The 16,621-nt window shown below is 50.3% G+C and carries 13 protein-coding genes; 8 read left to right on the top strand and 5 right to left on the bottom strand.

The window, feature by feature from the left end:
• Nucleotides 1-15: 15 nt before the first annotated feature.
• The 5 genes from FUA23_RS02640 to FUA23_RS02620 all read left to right on the top strand — a co-directional run bounded on the left by FUA23_RS02640 (nt 16) and on the right by FUA23_RS02620 (nt 5,152).
• A complete protein-coding gene (locus FUA23_RS02640; RefSeq protein ID WP_147929164.1) occupies nt 16-669 on the top strand; it encodes a Crp/Fnr family transcriptional regulator in 654 nt (217 codons plus the stop codon).
• 61 nt (nt 670-730) lie between these two features.
• A complete protein-coding gene (locus FUA23_RS02635; protein WP_147929163.1) occupies nt 731-2,449 on the top strand; it encodes a SulP family inorganic anion transporter in 1,719 nt (572 codons plus the stop codon).
• Nucleotides 2,450-2,605: 156 nt separating this feature from the next.
• A complete protein-coding gene (locus FUA23_RS02630) occupies nt 2,606-4,057 on the top strand; it encodes an MBL fold metallo-hydrolase (protein ID WP_147929162.1) in 1,452 nt (483 codons plus the stop codon).
• Between the two features lie 96 nt (nt 4,058-4,153).
• Nucleotides 4,154-4,735 carry a YeeE/YedE family protein gene (locus FUA23_RS02625; RefSeq protein WP_147929161.1) on the top strand — a complete coding sequence of 194 codons (582 nt, stop codon included), beginning with the start codon at nt 4,154-4,156 and terminating at the stop codon, nt 4,733-4,735.
• A 3-nt stretch (nt 4,736-4,738) separates the two neighbouring features.
• A complete protein-coding gene (locus FUA23_RS02620; protein ID WP_147929160.1) occupies nt 4,739-5,152 on the top strand; it encodes a DUF6691 family protein in 414 nt (137 codons plus the stop codon).
• Nucleotides 5,153-5,247: 95 nt separating this feature from the next.
• Here the strand turns inward: FUA23_RS02620 and FUA23_RS02615 are convergent, their stop codons facing one another.
• Both FUA23_RS02615 and FUA23_RS02610 read right to left on the bottom strand, forming a co-directional pair.
• A complete protein-coding gene (locus FUA23_RS02615; protein WP_187270860.1) occupies nt 5,248-5,898 on the bottom strand; it encodes a Crp/Fnr family transcriptional regulator in 651 nt (216 codons plus the stop codon).
• A gap of 466 nt (nt 5,899-6,364) precedes the next feature.
• Nucleotides 6,365-7,612: an NAD(P)/FAD-dependent oxidoreductase gene (locus tag FUA23_RS02610; protein WP_147929158.1), complete on the bottom strand. Its 1,248-nt coding sequence runs from the start codon at nt 7,610-7,612 to the stop codon at nt 6,365-6,367.
• A 239-nt stretch (nt 7,613-7,851) separates the two neighbouring features.
• Here FUA23_RS02610 and FUA23_RS02605 point away from each other — a divergent pair, with 239 nt between their 5' ends.
• The 3 genes from FUA23_RS02605 (at nt 7,852) to cydB (ending at nt 11,128) form a co-directional block, all read left to right on the top strand.
• Nucleotides 7,852-8,244: a DUF983 domain-containing protein gene (locus tag FUA23_RS02605; protein WP_147929157.1), complete on the top strand. Its 393-nt coding sequence runs from the start codon at nt 7,852-7,854 to the stop codon at nt 8,242-8,244.
• A 319-nt stretch (nt 8,245-8,563) separates the two neighbouring features.
• Complete coding sequence (locus FUA23_RS02600; RefSeq protein WP_147929156.1) at nt 8,564-9,946, top strand: cytochrome ubiquinol oxidase subunit I; 1,383 nt, start codon at nt 8,564-8,566, stop codon at nt 9,944-9,946.
• Nucleotides 9,947-10,027: 81 nt separating this feature from the next.
• Nucleotides 10,028-11,128: a cytochrome d ubiquinol oxidase subunit II gene (gene cydB / locus FUA23_RS02595; protein WP_147929155.1), complete on the top strand. Its 1,101-nt coding sequence runs from the start codon at nt 10,028-10,030 to the stop codon at nt 11,126-11,128.
• 188 nt (nt 11,129-11,316) lie between these two features.
• Here the strand turns inward: cydB and FUA23_RS02590 are convergent, their stop codons facing one another.
• From FUA23_RS02590 to FUA23_RS02580, 3 genes are all read right to left on the bottom strand, one after another.
• Nucleotides 11,317-13,149, bottom strand: a complete 1,833-nt coding sequence (locus FUA23_RS02590; RefSeq protein WP_147929154.1) for a hypothetical protein — start codon at nt 13,147-13,149, stop codon at nt 11,317-11,319.
• Nucleotides 13,150-14,054: 905 nt separating this feature from the next.
• Nucleotides 14,055-14,498, bottom strand: coding sequence for a hypothetical protein (locus tag FUA23_RS02585; protein ID WP_147929153.1), 444 nt, complete (start codon nt 14,496-14,498; stop codon nt 14,055-14,057).
• A gap of 834 nt (nt 14,499-15,332) precedes the next feature.
• Entirely contained in the window at nt 15,333-16,139 is an 807-nt protein-coding gene (locus tag FUA23_RS02580; RefSeq protein ID WP_147929152.1) for a hypothetical protein, read from the bottom strand.
• Nucleotides 16,140-16,621 lie beyond the last annotated feature (482 nt).

Below are 16,621 nucleotides of genomic sequence, written 5' to 3'. Positions count from 1 at the left end.
TTACCCATTTTACTTATGGCCGATCAACTTACCATTTCTCAGGTACATCAATATTTCCCCGATTTTGTAGAGCCCCAGCTACAGGAAGAAATTGCTAAGGCAGGCAGACTACACAGCTTTTTGGAGGGAGAGATCATCATGGACTATGGTGGTTACGTCCGCATGCTTCCGCTCATCATTTCCGGCAGCCTCAAGATCACCCGTCGTGGTCCCGATGGCTCGGAACTCTTCCTCTACTACCTCTCCCGAGGAGAGAGTTGCACGATGACCTTCACCTGCTGCATGTCCGAAAAAACCAGTGAAATCCGTGCCGTAGCCGAGGCGCCCACCATCGTGCTCGGCCTGCCCCGCGAGAAACTGGACGAATGGATGATGAAGTATAAAAGCTGGAAAAATTTCGTACTCCGAGCCTACGACCAGCGACTGATTGAGATGATGAACACCATCGATCAGATTTCTTTCAGCCGCCTCGATCAGCGCCTGATGCAGTACCTCCACAACAGTTCGGTGATCAACGACGAAGCGGTGGTGTACGCGACTCACCAGCACATTGCCGACGATCTCAACGTCAGCCGCGAAGCCATTTCCCGTCTCCTTAAGTCTATGGAGAAACAAGGGTTCGTAAAACTGGGGCGCAACCGCATTAACATCATTAAAACCTTAGTGTGATCATGATCACCAAGTACCGGGCCTGGCTGCATTGACCTTTGCGTCACAGTAACCCGATACAATGCAAGCTTTTCTTTCCAATCTTCTTCCTGTCTGGCTCAGAAACTACCGCCCGGAGTGGTTACGCGGCGACATCGCCGCAGGCATCACCGTTGGCATCATGCTCATCCCTCAGGGCATGGCCTACGCCATGCTGGCCGGCCTGCCTCCAATTCACGGGCTTTACGCCGCAACGTTGCCGCTCATCGCCTACGCGATCCTGGGCACCTCACGGCAGCTGGCGGTTGGGCCGGTAGCGATGGATTCGCTGCTTACCGCAGCCAGCCTCGGGGCCATTACGGTGGTCGGTGCCGACAATTACATTGCCCTGGCGGCCCTGCTTGCGCTCATGGTGGGTGTTGTCCAGCTTGCAGCAGGAGTCATGCGACTGGGCTTTTTGGTGGATCTCCTCTCCCGCCCCATCATCAGTGGTTTCACCTCAGCGGCAGCCATCATCATCGGAGCGAGTCAGTTGAAGCACCTGCTGGGCATCGAGACGGCCAGAAGTAGTTATGTACACGACATCGTCTGGTCGGTAGCGCAGAACTTCAGCAGGATCAACCTCCCTACCCTGTTAATCGGGCTGGGCGGGATGGCCGTCATCATCGGGGTAAAGAAATTAAGCAAAGTTATTCCCGGTCCGCTCGTTGCGGTGGTGGCCGGCATTCTGGTGGTAATGGGCCTGGGCCTTACGGACCAGGGCGTTAAGATTGTAGGAACCATTCCCGGCGGGTTTCCGCCCCTGTCGGTCCCTTCTTTTGGGTGGTCGGATGTATCGCAGCTGTGGTCTGCGGCGCTGACCATCGCGTTGGTCGGTTTCATGGAAAGTATTGCGGTGGCCAAGGCGGTGCGCAACCGGCACCGCGATTACGATCTGGACGCGAACCGCGAATTGCTGGCTCTGGGCGCGGCCAACCTGGCGGCGGGCACCGCCGCCGGCTACCCCGTCACCGGAGGTTTTTCGCGCACTGCAGTAAACGATCAGGCGGGAGCTAAAACGCCACTCGCCGGCATCATCAGCGCCCTTTTGATTGGGCTGACGCTTCTGTTCCTGACGCCGCTGTTCTACTATCTTCCCCAGGCCATCCTGGCGTCGTTGATCATGGTTGCCGTCTTTAAGCTTATTGATTTCGGAGAGGCGAAGAAACTGTGGCACCTCGACCGGGCAGACTTTTGGTTGCTCACCATCACCTTTTTGGGCACGCTGTTTTTGGGTATTCAACTCGGCATAGGGCTGGGCGTCGCCTTATCTCTGGGCGTCCATGTCTACCGCAGCATGCGCCCCCACCTCGCTGTCCTGGGCCGGATTCCCGGTACAGACAATTTCCGTAACATCGACCGGTTCGGCGAAGAAGTCCGGGAAATCCCCGGAGTTTTGATTGTCCGGTTCGACGGAGCGCTCTACTTCGGTAACCTTACCTACTTCCAACAACAGATCAAAGCGATAATTAAAAGCAGGCGGGACGATGTCTCGGTACTCATTCTGAAAGCAGAAGGTATTCACCGCATCGACAGTACCGCATTGTACGACCTGGGGATATTCCTTCAGGATTTAGCGCGCGACGGAATTCAGGTTCGCTTTGCCGGTTTCATCGGCCCGGCCAGGGATGCACTGCACCGCAGCGGCCTGCGGGAGAAGATCGGAGACCAGAACTTCTATCTCGACGTGGCAGCGGCGCTCGCAGCTGATCAGCAGGCTCCGCAGGCGCTGCAAACGAATGCCTCCTTCGTTGCTCATTAATTCAACCCGATTGTGCACCTGCGTGCGCGCCAAAAAGAACATATGGCGCGTACGCAGGTGCAAAAAAAAGTTGAAAAATCAGGGCTTAAGTGACCTCGATCACCGTAGGCCGCCCTGTACCTCTCCCATCTTTGCATCAAACAAAAACATACAATTATGAAAGTCGAACAAATTTATACCGGTTGCCTCGCTCAGGGTGCTTACTACATCGAAAGCGCTGGCGAAGCCATCATCATCGATCCGCTGCGGGAAACCAAGCCTTACCTCGATAAGCTGGAAGAAACAGGCGCTAAGCTGAAGTATATCTTCGAAAGCCACTTCCACGCCGACTTTGTATCCGGCCACCTCGACCTGGCAAAAGCCACCGGAGCCACCATCGTTTACGGCCCAATGGCCGAGCCAGCCTACGATATCTACTCCGCAAAAGACGGCGAAGTACTCAAGCTTGGCGATGTAACCATGACCGTACTTCATACCCCCGGCCACACTATGGAAAGCAGCACTTTTCTGCTTAAAGACGCCAGCGGTAAAGACTACGCAATTTTTACCGGAGACACTTTGTTCCTCGGCGATGTAGGCCGGCCCGATCTTGCCATCAAACAGGGCGAAGTGACCAAAGAAGACCTTGCCGGCCACCTTTTTGACAGTCTGCGCGAAAAGATCATGCCGCTGGCCGACGATGTAATCGTGTATCCCGCTCATGGCGCAGGCTCCGCCTGCGGTAAGAACCTTAGCAAGGAAACCTTCGGGCTGCTGGGAGATCAAAAAAAGCTCAACTACGCCCTGCGCGCAGATATGACCCGCGAGGAGTTCATCAGGGAAGTAACCGCCGGCCTGACCCCGGCGCCACAGTATTTCGCGAAGAACGCCATGATGAACAAAGGCGGCTACGAAAGCTTCAGCGAAGTGCTCAGCCACGGTGATCGTCCGCTCACTCCCGAAGCCTTCGAGGCCATCGCAGAAAGCGAAGAAGCGCTGGTGCTGGATACACGCGACCGCTACGAGTTTGCCAAGATGCACATCCCCAACAGCATCTTTATCGGCATCGACGGCCAGTTCGCCCCCTGGGTCGGAGCACTGATCATCGACATCAAGCAGCCCATTCTCATCGTCGCGCCCGAAGGGCGCGAAGAGGAAGTAGTCACCCGTCTTGCCCGGGTCGGTTACGACAATACCCTCGGATTTCTGGATGGTGGCCTGAAAGCGTGGGCTGATTCCGGCCGTGAAACAGACCGTATCGAGGACATCACCGCCGAAGAATTCGCCGGCCGCGTTAAGAACGAAGAGGTGAACCATATCCTCGACACCCGCACTCCTTCGGAGTTCCTGTCCGAGCACCTCCTTGCCGCTGAAAACTTCCCCCTGGACTACATCAACAACAATTTCGCAAAACTCGACCGCGACGAGACCTACTACCTTCAGTGTGGTAGTGGTTACCGATCGTTGATTGCCGCTTCGATCCTGCGGGCACGGGGTTTCAGCCACCTTGTCAATGTACAGGGAGGATGGGGAGCAGTGAAAGAAACTGATCTCCCCAAATCCGATTTCCTTTGTCCGACCAAGATGTCTCAGGAGATTATTGATGCAGCCGTAGAGGCAGTCGTATAAACTTTTGGTCGGGGTTCCTTGTCCTTTCATACCAGGTACAAGGGACCCTGCACCAATACCCTTACGTAAGGCTCAAAATACTATAAACAACATTACATGTATGATTTAATTTCCGGACCATGGCATTGGTCCGTGAGTGGTTTATTGATCGCTCTGACGATGTTCGCCCTGCTCTACACCGGCAAGACGTTCGGGTTTTCCTCCAACCTGCGCACGATGTGCAGTATTGCAGGAGCAGGAAAGCGGGTGAAATTCTTTGACTTCGACTGGAAGGCCCAACGCTGGAACCTGATGTTTGCCGTTGGTGCTGTTCTGGGTGGTTTCATCGCATATCACATTATTCCGAACCCGGCCCCGGTAGAGCTCTCGGCTGCAACCCTTAGCTATTTAGACGAAGTTGGCGTCAGCCGGCCCGGTTCTACGCCCGGGTTTTCCTCTTTTGCTCCAGCGGAGTTATTTGGAGTTGACAATTTACTATCCCTTAAAAGCCTGATCGTGGTGCTGGTTGGCGGCTTCCTCATTGGCTTCGGCACCCGCTGGGCCGGTGGTTGTACGAGTGGCCACGCAATCACGGGGCTTTCCAACCTCCAGCTTCCATCCCTTATTGCCGTAGTAGGCTTTTTCATCGGTGGGCTCACTATGAGCTGGCTGATTCTTCCCTTTATCCTTCAACTCTAAGCCATGCGTTATTTTGTCTACCTGATTCTCGGTACTTTCTTCGGTATCGTGATGACCAAATCCGAGGCGATCTCCTGGTACCGCATCCAGGAAATGTTCCGCTTCGAAAGCTTTCACATGTACGGCATCATCGGTACGGCAGTAGTTGTAGGGGTGATTGGCGTTGCGCTTTCTAAACGCTTCAACTGGCGGACCAGCGAGGGTAAGGAGTGGAACCTGAAGCCAAAAGACTTCAGCATTCCGCGCTATCTTTTTGGCGGAACTATTTTCGGTCTGGGCTGGGCCCTTACCGGAGCCTGCCCCGGCCCTATGTTTACCCTGCTTGGCCAGGGAATAGTGTCCATCGGGTTACTGATCCTTAGTGCCACCTTCGGTACGTACGTGTACGGGGCCCTTCGGGACCGCCTGCCGCATTGATCTGACTTCTGTGGCTTAGCTTTCATATTCCGTTCTCAATACGAGTCGTATTGAGAACGGTTTTGTTTACCGGGCAGTGCGAGAGAACTCCGACATCAGGAGTACTGGAGATCGAGCAGCGTTATCTCGCCACGGGCGAGATTCAGGACATTATTGCTTTCCAGCCGTTTCAGGATTCGGGAAATGCCGACGCGCGATGCGCCCAGATCGATTGCCAACTCATCGTGCGTGATCGACAGGCAGTCATTTTCACAGATTGAGCTTATCCCTTTCAGGTAAGCCATGACCCGGTCTTCCATCGGCTCGAAGGCCATGCCTTCGTAGGCGGATAGCACCGCATTAAACCTCATCCGAAAAGCCTCGAGCGTAAATTCGTTCCACCCCGAGAACCGGCGTGTATAAAAGTACACCCGTTCGGGAGGTAAAGAGATGATTTCGGTAGGGGCAACGGTTTTCACCTGAACCTTACTCCTCTCACGCTTAGTGCTTGCAACAAGCGAAACGGGACACATTTCCCCCTTGTTGAGGAAGTAAAGAAAAAGGCTCTTGTTGTCTTCCGTGTGCCGTACAACTTTGACTCCCCCCTTGATGATAAGCGGTACAGAGTCAATGTATTGCTGATTCGTGAGGATTGTCACGTCTTTTTCAAAGGAGAAAAATTTACCATGCCTGGCGATATCCTCCAGTAAAGGGTCCTCCTGAATGGTAGGAAAATTTCGCCTCAGGTGCTCAACAGTAATTTTCATTCTATAAATGTAACCCTGGTTACACATATTAACCTAAAATGGTAAGACATTTGTGAAAACATGCATCGTAGCACTCGCGGTGCCACCAAGATATTACAACACTTTATAGTTTTTCGTTCTTTTTTCGACTTATATACTTCTTTACGACAGTTACATTATGAACAACAGCGCTCTCTGATCCTAATGATCAGAGAGCGCTTTATTTTTTTTATTCATATTCAGAGCCAGGGTTTTCCTTCTGATAGAGTGCTGGCCTAACGCTTTCTGCACGGTTCTGCTCACTCCGTTCTTAACCTCACCCCGGCCCCTTTTGCTGCGCAGTACTTCGTGCTCGCTGCGCGGCTTCCTTCGGAGGTCCGTAGGAGAGGGAGCAAAACAACGATCGTAGAAGGCCAAAAACGGTGGTGTACTATCCTCCTCAGGAAGAACAGCCTACATTTTAGAGCGTATCTAAAATCCGGGGTAGTTACACATCCAGTCCCTTCATCATCTTATTCCAGTAGAGATAAGGCAGAATATATTTTTTCAGCATCCACAATCTCCAGTGCTCCTTAGATGAATCACTGATCAGCATCTGCCTGAGTTTCGGGTCTGGTGTGAAATTATTCTCGTAGTCGAATTCAGCGAGCACCATCTTACCATAGTCAGTTACCAAAGGACACGAGGAATAACCGTTGTAGGACTTCGCCCCCATCCGATCATGGTTAATGAGTAAATCGATATTATCCACTACTATCGGTACCTGCTTACGAATCGCCGCTCCCGTTTTTGCCGTCGGCAGCCCGGCAACATCTCCCAGGCCAAAGATATTTTTATAATTGCTGTGCTGCAGGGTGTTTTTATTCACATCCAGCCAGCCTGCCTGATTCACTAAGGTGGAAGTCTGAACAAACTCAGGGGCCACCGATGGTGGCGCCGTGTGGAGCATATCGAAGTGAATCCCCGTCAGATCACCGTCTTTTTCGATTTCCACGTCTTTGTGGTTATGCTCTTTCATATGGTCCGCAAAAGCGTACCAGGCAATCCGGTTCGGTCCGTCTACCTTTTTAAGCTGGTAGCCGAAGCGCAGGTTAATGTCTTTGCGGTTCACTACTTCCATCAGCGTTTCAGCGATGGGTTTAACTCCGAAAATTATAGTGCCTGCGGTAGCGAACACTATATCCGTCTTGGCACTGACCGCACTCTTAGCCCAGTGGCTTTCGGCGAGGTACATGATCTTTTGCGGCGCTCCGCCACACTTGATCGGAGTGGTTGGCTGGGTGAACAGGGCAGTACCGCCTTTAAAATTTTTAATCACTTCCCAGGTATGTCTGGGGTCGGTGTAGTTGCTGCACACAACGCCCTGACCTAAAGCTTCGCCAAGGCCGGGCACCAGATCCAGATCGTAGGCAAGGCCAGGTGCCACCACGAGGTAATCGTAAGTGACCTCACCGCTTTGCGCGGTGAAGACGGTATTGTTGTCCGGGTCGAAACCGGTAGCGCTGTCCTGAATCCAGATCGCTTTTTCCGGCATCACTTCCGCCATCGGGCGGGAAGTTTTGTCGTAATTGTAAGTTCCTGCCCCAACGAGCGTCCAGGCGGGTTGGTAGTAGTGGGTGTCGGCCGGTTCGATGATGGCGACATTGGTTTGCTTTTTCTGTTCGATTAGTTGAGAGGCTACCATTATACCGGCAGATCCGCCGCCGATGATAAGTACCTGATAATGATTGTGCATGATCGGTAAGTTATTGTGAGAATGCCTCAAAGCTATCTCTTCTCTCCCCTGGGTGTCGGTGATCAAGATCACAATAGAGGATTTCTCCTTTCTGTTTGATCCCTTCTATTTTAGTGGTGTAAAACAAAATAAAGGTGCCGAAAGTGATCAACATCACAAACGATGTGCCTGAAAGCGTTGGATATTTGCTCCATCAAAAAACGTTAAGGAAGCCCCAGGCTTCCGTAAAATACCTACCTATGCCACAATGGACCAAAGACGCCGAAGCAATGTTCAGCCACAAATGTGCCGAGTGCCACGAGGGAGATATGTTTCCCACCGGAGCATTCAGTTTCAATAAGCCCTTCGAGATGAACGAGCGTTGCCCGAAGTGTGATGCTAATTTTTATCCGGAACCGGGTTTTTACTACGGTGCAATGTTTATGTCCTACATTTTCTCCGCCTTCATCATCATGGGCTTCGTGATGATCCTGCACTGGGTATTAGACCTCAGCCTTGCGGCTTCCTTCGGGTGGTTGATGTTACTCGTCGGTGTATTTTTCGTTTGGTGGTTTCGCTTTGCGCGTGCGTTCTGGCTCAACCTCATTGTGGGGTTCCGGCCGGAAAAGGCAGCGATGGCTCAGGGGAAATAGTTTTATTGTCCCAACGATCTCTCCAACAATGGTCGCAAACCAGATTGTCGCGATTGCTCCTCCCCAGCGCAGCGGTGTGGGGAGGCTGGGAGGGGGTTGAGCGACAATCTGGTTTGCGCCCCCAACAGTTACTGCACCTGCGTCCGCGCCGGATAATAATTATTCTGCGCGGGCGCAGGAGACACACCAGGTTATCCGGCTATGTTTTAATATCCGGATTGGTTGGATTTAACCAATAGTTTATATTTATCCCGGACAAGTCCTGTCACTTTACCGTGAGTCGTTTTATTGCGTTTTGGAATAATAAAAAGCATAAGAAATGGACGTCGAAATTCTAGCAAGAATCCAATTCGCCTTCACCATAGCTTTCCATTACATATACCCGCCCCTGAGTATCGGGTTGGGCTTACTGATGGTAATTATGGAGGGCCTTTACCTCCGCACAGGTAATAAAGTCTACGAGAATATGACCAGGTTCTGGACGCGTATTTTCGCCCTCACTTTCGGTATCGGCGTCGCTACCGGCATTGTGATGGAGTTCGAGTTCGGTACCAACTGGGCCACTTATTCACGCTACGTCGGTGATATTTTCGGTAGCGCACTGGCTGCCGAGGGCATCTTCGCTTTCGCTCTGGAGAGTGGCTTTCTGGGCATCCTTCTTTTCGGCTGGAACCGGGTCAGCTCTCGGGTTCACTTCATTTCAACGATCGGTGTTTTCCTGGGCTCAATGTTTTCAGCCGTCTGGATCACGGTCGCCAACAGCTGGCAACAAACCCCTACCGGTTATAAGATTGTTGGAGAGGGCATTCAGGCCAAAGCCGAAATCGTGGACTTCTGGGCGATGGTTTTCAACCCCAGCAGTGTAGACCGGCTTACCCACGTCTGGATCGGTGCTTTCCTCGCCGGAGCCTTTCTGGTGCTCAGTGTTCACGCCTATTACTTACTGCGCGGACGCTACGTCGACCTGTCTCGCAAAGCCTTTAAAATAGCCCTGGCCGTTGCGACTGTTTTCTCCCTCAGCCAACTCTTTACCGGTCACCGCAGTGCCGAGTACGTAGCTGAGCACCAACCCGCCAAACTGGCCGCAATGGAAGGCCACTTCGACGCCGAAGGCCCCGCCGATATGTACATCATGGGCTGGGTCGATAAAGAATCGCAAACCACCACGGGCATCAAGGTACCCGGAGGGCTCGGCTTCCTGCTCGAGCAAGACTTCGACGCCCCCGTCACTGGCCTGAACGCCTTCCCCGAAGAAGACCGCCCGGGCCAGGTCAACGCTGTTTTCCAGTTCTACCATCTCATGGTCGCCATCGGGATGACGCTGATCGGTCTTACCCTGCTCGCCTGTTTCTACTGGTGGCGGGGCACCCTCTTTGAGCAACGCTGGTTGCTGTGGGCCTTCGTCTTCGCCGTTGTCCTTCCGCAAATGGCCAACCAGTTCGGCTGGTATGCCGCCGAGATGGGCCGCCAACCCTGGGTGGTGTACGGTTTGCTCCGCACCTCCGATGCCCTCTCCAACGTGGTAACCGCAAACCAGGTCTTGTTCTCGCTGATCGGCTTCACCATCATCTACGTTATTCTGCTGGCCCTGTTCCTGTACCTGCTCAACAAAAAAATAAAGCACGGCCCGTACGATGAGAGCGACATCGACGACCGACCGCTTCAGGAAAACATCGCCCGCGTTGCCGGCGACCAGATTTAGAACACGCTTACCCGTTTTTCATCACATCCCCAATGCTGTCCTTCTCTCAGGAAAGCGATCGTCGGGGAGGAAAAATTGAACATGAAGTACCTGATTTTACTATCATTCCTTCTGCTTACCGCCTGCGGCACAGACCCTGTCTCCGGCCATTCCACCGTTGCCGGTATCGACTACCCTACCCTCTGGTTCATGGTGGTAGGCGCGGTGTTTACGGGCTACGGTATTCTGGACGGGTTCGATCTCGGTGCAGGTGCCTGGCACCTGTTTTTCAGAAAGGAGAAAAGTCGCCGAATTGCCCTCAACGCCGTCGGACCCGTTTGGGACGGCAACGAAGTGTGGCTGGTAATTGGGGGAGGAACCCTCTTTGCCGGTTTCCCGGTCGTGTATGGCAGCCTCTTTTCAGCGATGTACATCCCGCTGATGCTGTTCCTCTTCATGCTCATCTTCCGGGCCATCAGTATCGAGTTCAGAAGTAAAGAACCCATGAAATGGTGGCGGCAAATGTGGGATGTCAGCTACAGCTTCTCCAGCACTATGCTCGCATTTCTTCTGGGTGTTGTCCTCGGCAACGTTCTGCTGGGCATGCCGCTCGACGATAATTACGAGTTTACCGGCAGCTGGTTGAGTTTCCTCAACCCCTTCGCAATTCTGGTCGGCTTCACTACGCTGGCACTGTTTATGATGCACGGCGCGATCTACTTGTCCATGAAAACAGAAGACAAACTGTTCACTAAGGTCAATCACTTGCTCCAAAGGTCAATCATTGCCTTCATCATTCTCTTCATCATCACTACGCTGTATACTCTTTTGTACATCCCGCACATGTCTGACGGAGTGAAGGACAACGTAGCTCTCTTCGGAGTTCCCGTTTTAGCGATCCTGGCCATCGCTAACATTCCCCGGCAAATCAGTAAGCGCAACTACCTAAAAGCGTTCGTCTTCAGCTCAATCACCGTTGGGCTGTTACTGATCACAGTAGCAATAGAGCTCTACCCTACCATCATTCTGGACACCAGCGGAGCGGGTAACAGCATTACGGTGTATAACGGAGTAGCTTCCGATAAGTCCATCAGCATCATGCTCATCTTTGTGGCAATTGGTGGCCCGCTGGCGGTGGGCTACACGGCTTTTGTGTACAAGACCTTTTGGGGTAAGGTCCAGCTGGATGAGCACAGCTATTAATGGTAGCCCGCTTAATTGCTCCTGCCGGTAACGGATTCGGGCGGCTTTGTTCGCTACGCTCGTAACCTCACCCCCAGCCCCTCTCCGAAGGAGAGGGGGGCAACCCTAATGTTGTAAATGTAGAGTGAAGAAGAACCATAAGGCCAACCGGAACACCCTGCTATTAACGGTAGTGTAGCTCTTCTACCCTATTCATTTCCTGCACTGCCGTTAGCGTCTCCGGTTTTGAGCAGGTAGAAATTCACTTCTACCTCCTGCACGGCGCGGTTGTTCAAAGAAATCCCGATGGGTGTTTCAGGATTAACCGGGGTAGGATCAATCGGAAACCCAAAGGGCATTACCAGCCAGTTGGGCCGGCCACGCCAATCATCCACCTCCAGAATCACACGGGTAATGTGGGTAATGTCGGATACTCTGGTGGTTCCCGAATTGTTTGAGTCTGAGGCAAGGCGTTCGGCCGGGCTTAGGGTATCGAGGCCGAGGATATCCCGCCGGATGCTGATCAGGTCGCCTACGTCTACACCGTTGGTGAGGGAACCATCTTCGGCATAAACTCCGCTTATGGCAAAAGTGGCCTCTTCCGCAGGCCGTTCACCGTAGTAACGCCCGTCTGCGTCGGTAGTGTAGGTTACGCTTCCTGTTGCCCACTGGTAGGTTATGTCTACGCCCGCAGCCGGCGCTCCAGCAAGGGAGACGGTGCCTTTGACAAAACGCTTCGTCAGCAGGTTCTCTCCGTCCAGCGTCATGGGGTTTGTCCCCAGAGGGTCCAGCCAGGACTGAAGGCGGGTACTGTCTGCCGTTCCGGTATCCCAGCTCAGGTGGAAACGACCGACGAACGCCTCGCTGTTACCCGGGCAGTTGGAGTTGCCGCCGTTGAGGGTTCCCCGTATCCGGTGATCCTCATCGAAGTAGCAACTTCCGGAGGAGCCTACCTCGAAGGTTCCCGTGGCGTAATCCATCGTAAAGTGGTGGCGGGGAGGCGTCACTACCCCACTGTTCCAGGTGATCTGGTTGTTCAGAATAGGCATACCCTGCGCGTCCGAAACTCCGATTTTCTGGATGTCGCCAAAGGGATGATGAAAATGGGTAATCAGACCGGAGACACCACCGGCAGAGCGGTCCCAGCCCGCGAAGTAATGATCTGCGGCGGTGAAGTCCTCATCCATAATCTCCAGCAGCATGAAATCGGTGGCCTGCAGGCCAGCCCGGAATTCCACCCCGATGTATTTGGTAGGCACGGGCTCTTCGGTCGGGTTGTTGCAGTCCTGGCTGGTGTAGCCGAAGTCTACTGACCAGAGGTCGTAAAGCGGGGTGAACCCGTCCATGCAGTGAAAGCCCGTCAGCAGGTAAGGGCGGCCATCCTGCGCCGTATTATTGATCAGGTTGCCGGAGCAGAAACCTACACCTTCAGCCACAACGAGGTTGATGCGGCCGGTGCCGGATTTTTCATCGTCCCAACCGTCACCCTCCGCACAGTTTGCGTTGACGTGGCAGGAATTAGCATCACCGAAATCTTTGTCGAAAGGATTCTTCCAGCGGTCCGGGCGGTAAACGTGGTCCATTCGCCAGAGGTGGAAAGGAGTAGTCTCTGGCAGCGGGCCGCGGTAGGTCAGGGTAACCTTATCGCCGGGCAGAAAATCGGTAAACAACCGGGCTTTTCTACTGGCATCCGCCTGGGTAAAAGGCCCCTGGCTGCCGTGTTCATTTTCCAGGGTCAGGTGGCCGCCTTCGGGCAGGTTCAGGTGGTCGGCAAACAGGGCGAGTCCGGTAGCGTTGGGTACACTGAAGGTTTGCGACCAGGTCCATTCCCCGTTCTCGAAGGAGTAGGTATCAGGCTCGGCAGCAGGTGCAATGTCGAGGGATAAAGGAGCAGAGAAGCGCGTAGTCCCGCTGCGGTCATCCTCCTTTACGAGGCTGACGATGTCGGGTTCGGCCAACTGCAGGAGCGATTGTTGCGCGTGGAGTGCGCCACTCATCAGCCCGAGGACGATGAGGATGGTTGTTATGTTCTTGGGATACATGCAGACAAAACGGTGTGATAGTCAAAAATAGAAAGCTCTGGGGCAAAGATACGGGTTTGGTGTTGGGTTGAGCGCCTCCGGCGCGATGGAGTGTGTATCACGAGATGCACGGATCCCCCTCTCCCCCGGCCCCTCTCCTCGGGAGAGGGGAGACGTGACAAGCGGCAAGTTCGTGATAGTAGTGCACCTCGTGATACACACCGCGATGGAGGTCGTGCTTGAGGTGTAGTTGGTCGGATGGTTACGTCTCGTCCGTATTTTGCTGCCGCCCAATACCCGCGCTCCACCAGCCAACTTTGTTTATGTGGCCGTCAAATAGTTCGCTGCCTTGCTGCGGCACGGAATACTTATGCACATCAACCGCATTTTGGCTAAAATCAACGGATTCTAGCCTGGATTTTTGACTTACCGGCCTCCTGTTCTTCCCTGTGAACCATGGCTTTGCGCCTCCTTTCTCACGATCCGGACAGGCGGCTTTGGTTCAATGCCCATAGGGTCGGATCGTGGGATGGCGGGTTAGTCCAACAAAAGCGCAACGGCAGGCCCGACTGCGTCAGGGCTGCCTTTGAGCTTTAAGTGTTAGGTGCATTTATTTCAATTATTTCTAAATTTTAAAGAACTAAACATTTTTATTTATGAATCTTGTGAGTTTAATGTTTCTTAAATTTCTTTTTTCAAAATCAAAATCCTTTGATGATTGACCTGTATTAACAAGCTTGTATAAAATTCTACTTTCAATAGTCATTTTGTCTTCTTTTACAACTGGCTATCTGTATTAAAATTACAATGAAAATCTGAAAAAATCGATAAATTGAGTTTCTTCTTCAATGCTGGAATTAAGAATTATTATATTTGAATTTCGATTGTTTTTTGATAATTCAAAACTACTTAGTGAATTCAGTTTGTCAGTTATCATTTAAGAAATTGGAAATGATATTTTTCCAGTAAAATAATATTTTTTTTAAATCTAGTAGATCAATTTTATGGGTTAACTGCAATTTGGAGTCTAATAAGTATTCTAAGTAAAACTCTTTTGTCTCTTTATTTACTACAATATTTGGATGATAATTCCTTAATGTAACCCACCCATAATTCGGGTTCTCTATTAAATTTCCGCCAAATTCAAATTCAATATAATCCCAACGTTTCTCAAAATTATCAAGGTCTAAAATTTCTTCTATTCTGCTTAAATAACTTTCTTCTTTATTTACCAATTCAATAGTATTTACGCCATTGAGGTATCCAACTAGTACATCATTTTTTTTGTATTTTGAATTAATTTGAAAATGAGCTGTTTCTGGATTCATAATTATTTCTCCTAATTCACTAATTGAATTTTTGTTGATCATTCTGAATTTAGTTTAAAGTAATTGCGTTATGTTTAGAATTTTATTAGCATATTTTTCTACTTATATTTTGTTTTTGCTTGGTCTCGAATTTGATTGCACCTAACGAACAAGTACTCACGACGGATTGAAGCGCAGCGAAAATCTGTCCGTGAGTACGATGTTCCGCGACGTTTGCGTTTCGAAGCCAAAAGATTTCTATTTTTTGAAGCGTCAGCTTCTTGTCTTTTGGCGGTTTCCTCCAGATAAGGAAGTATGGACGTGACTACCGGTAGTCCCGCCGTTCTTCCGGAGGAATCGTTACGCTGCGCCGAGGAGAAATGATTCCCTGATCATTTTCCGATGTCCGGCAGACGGACGGTTGAATACTTCTATTCTACCGGCTGCCGGAAACAAATATACCGAATGCAAAGGAGTACTTTCTAATTTAACTGACCGGTGGCCCTAAACTTTTTCCCGACTCGCATCGTTCGCAAGCTCAAGTCTTACAGACCTGTAACGACTGGTAGCCAAGTGCTACAAAAGCTTCTTTTGCCGCTTTGTCTGCCCTGCCGCTAATGATTTGCCTTGAAAATCAGAGCTTGCGAACGATGCGATATTCGGTCCTCCAGGCCACCAGCCCTTTGTAGTGATCCTTTGATCAAACATTCGGACAGGGCGATAGCCCCACAAATATTTGTTGCGCATATGTTGCGGAACGGTTGGGTACACGACGTGCCGGCTACATAAATGTTCAAGATAAAATAATGCTCCTCGTTATATAATGAGTTCAATAGAACTCACATGGCCTCAGCCGGCATGGCCGATGTACCTTTTGTTATGTACAGTCTTTTTTATTTAATCCAATACTAAGAAGTCATCTAACATCTTCATATCTCTATCCCATATTACTGACATCCATCCAATTAATCCTTTCGTATTGTGTGATATTAAAGCTTTTGCTTCAATTGATCCAGATACTTTATTGTCAACATCTAAATAGTAATTGACATTTTTATTCTCAATTGATAAGTTATCTCTTGTTGTATCACTAGGGAATTCATCAATAAGATCCTTGTTCTCTTCATTTTTTTGAAATATCTCGTTTAACCAACTTGTTAAATGTGTGTTTAATTTATTGAATAATTCATCAACATCATATTCTTTAATATTTGATTTCGATTGTTTAACAATCGGTTGGTTTGGCCAAATTATAGTTTCTTCATCTTGAAATTTTGGCCCCCATTGAATTTCAGAAAGTTGGCCGTAATCAAACCATAAATTTAAACTGAGTTCATCGATTGATAATAGTTTATGATCTGGACTTTCTAGGTTGGATAAATCTTCATATTCAAGGTTGTTAATTTCTAACCCTTTCAATATTCGTTCTATTTCATTTATTGATTGTCCTATCTTTATCGAATTAAATAAATGATAATCCTCAGAGCTTATTGATATTACATCTAACATCCAATTATCCTCACCACTAAAACTAATTGAAAATCCATATTTCTCATAATGCCAGCTTTCTGATCTGTCATCTTTGTTCTTTGAATAACAATAAACTTCTATTTCGTTGGGCGCACCAATAAGTTCAAGAATCTCACTTGGATGCATGCCAAATTTAATTACCCCAAGTCCAATTCCTGGATCTATAATTTTCATGTTTTCTCTCATTGTTGAATTTGTAATTGATGGCTTTTTTTGATTGTACATAACGGGCGCAGCCACGCAGGCCGCGACCCGATAGCACCAATCTACGTCAAATATCCGATTAGGCGATTGGGCCGGGAGCGAACATTCAGAAAAAACCTGGAAGGAGGCACGACTGGAAGGAATTTTACTGAATTGAGAGCGACCGGACCAAGCGCCGGATCAGCTGGTTTGCTTTGGCTCAGGTGCTTAAGCTGAAAGCAAGTACCTGAACCAAAGTAAACCAGCGGAATAAATTGCGATCTACTCAAATTAAAAACAGCGGCTTGTCGTGGCTGCTGTGTTCTGTGCATTTATATTATCAAATAGGTAAATAAAAGTAAAAGTTCAGTTGTTTCGAGAGCTAAAGAGGGTCGAAACTTTGAACAGGGTATAATTCAGATTGTAGCTTTGAGAATATTGAGTATATACAAGTCTTTCAGTAGAGATTAAGC

Source organism: Neolewinella aurantiaca (genome assembly GCF_008014675.1).
GTDB lineage: Bacteria > Bacteroidota > Bacteroidia > Chitinophagales > Saprospiraceae > Neolewinella > Neolewinella aurantiaca.
This window is presented reverse-complemented; position numbering and strand designations above follow the sequence as displayed.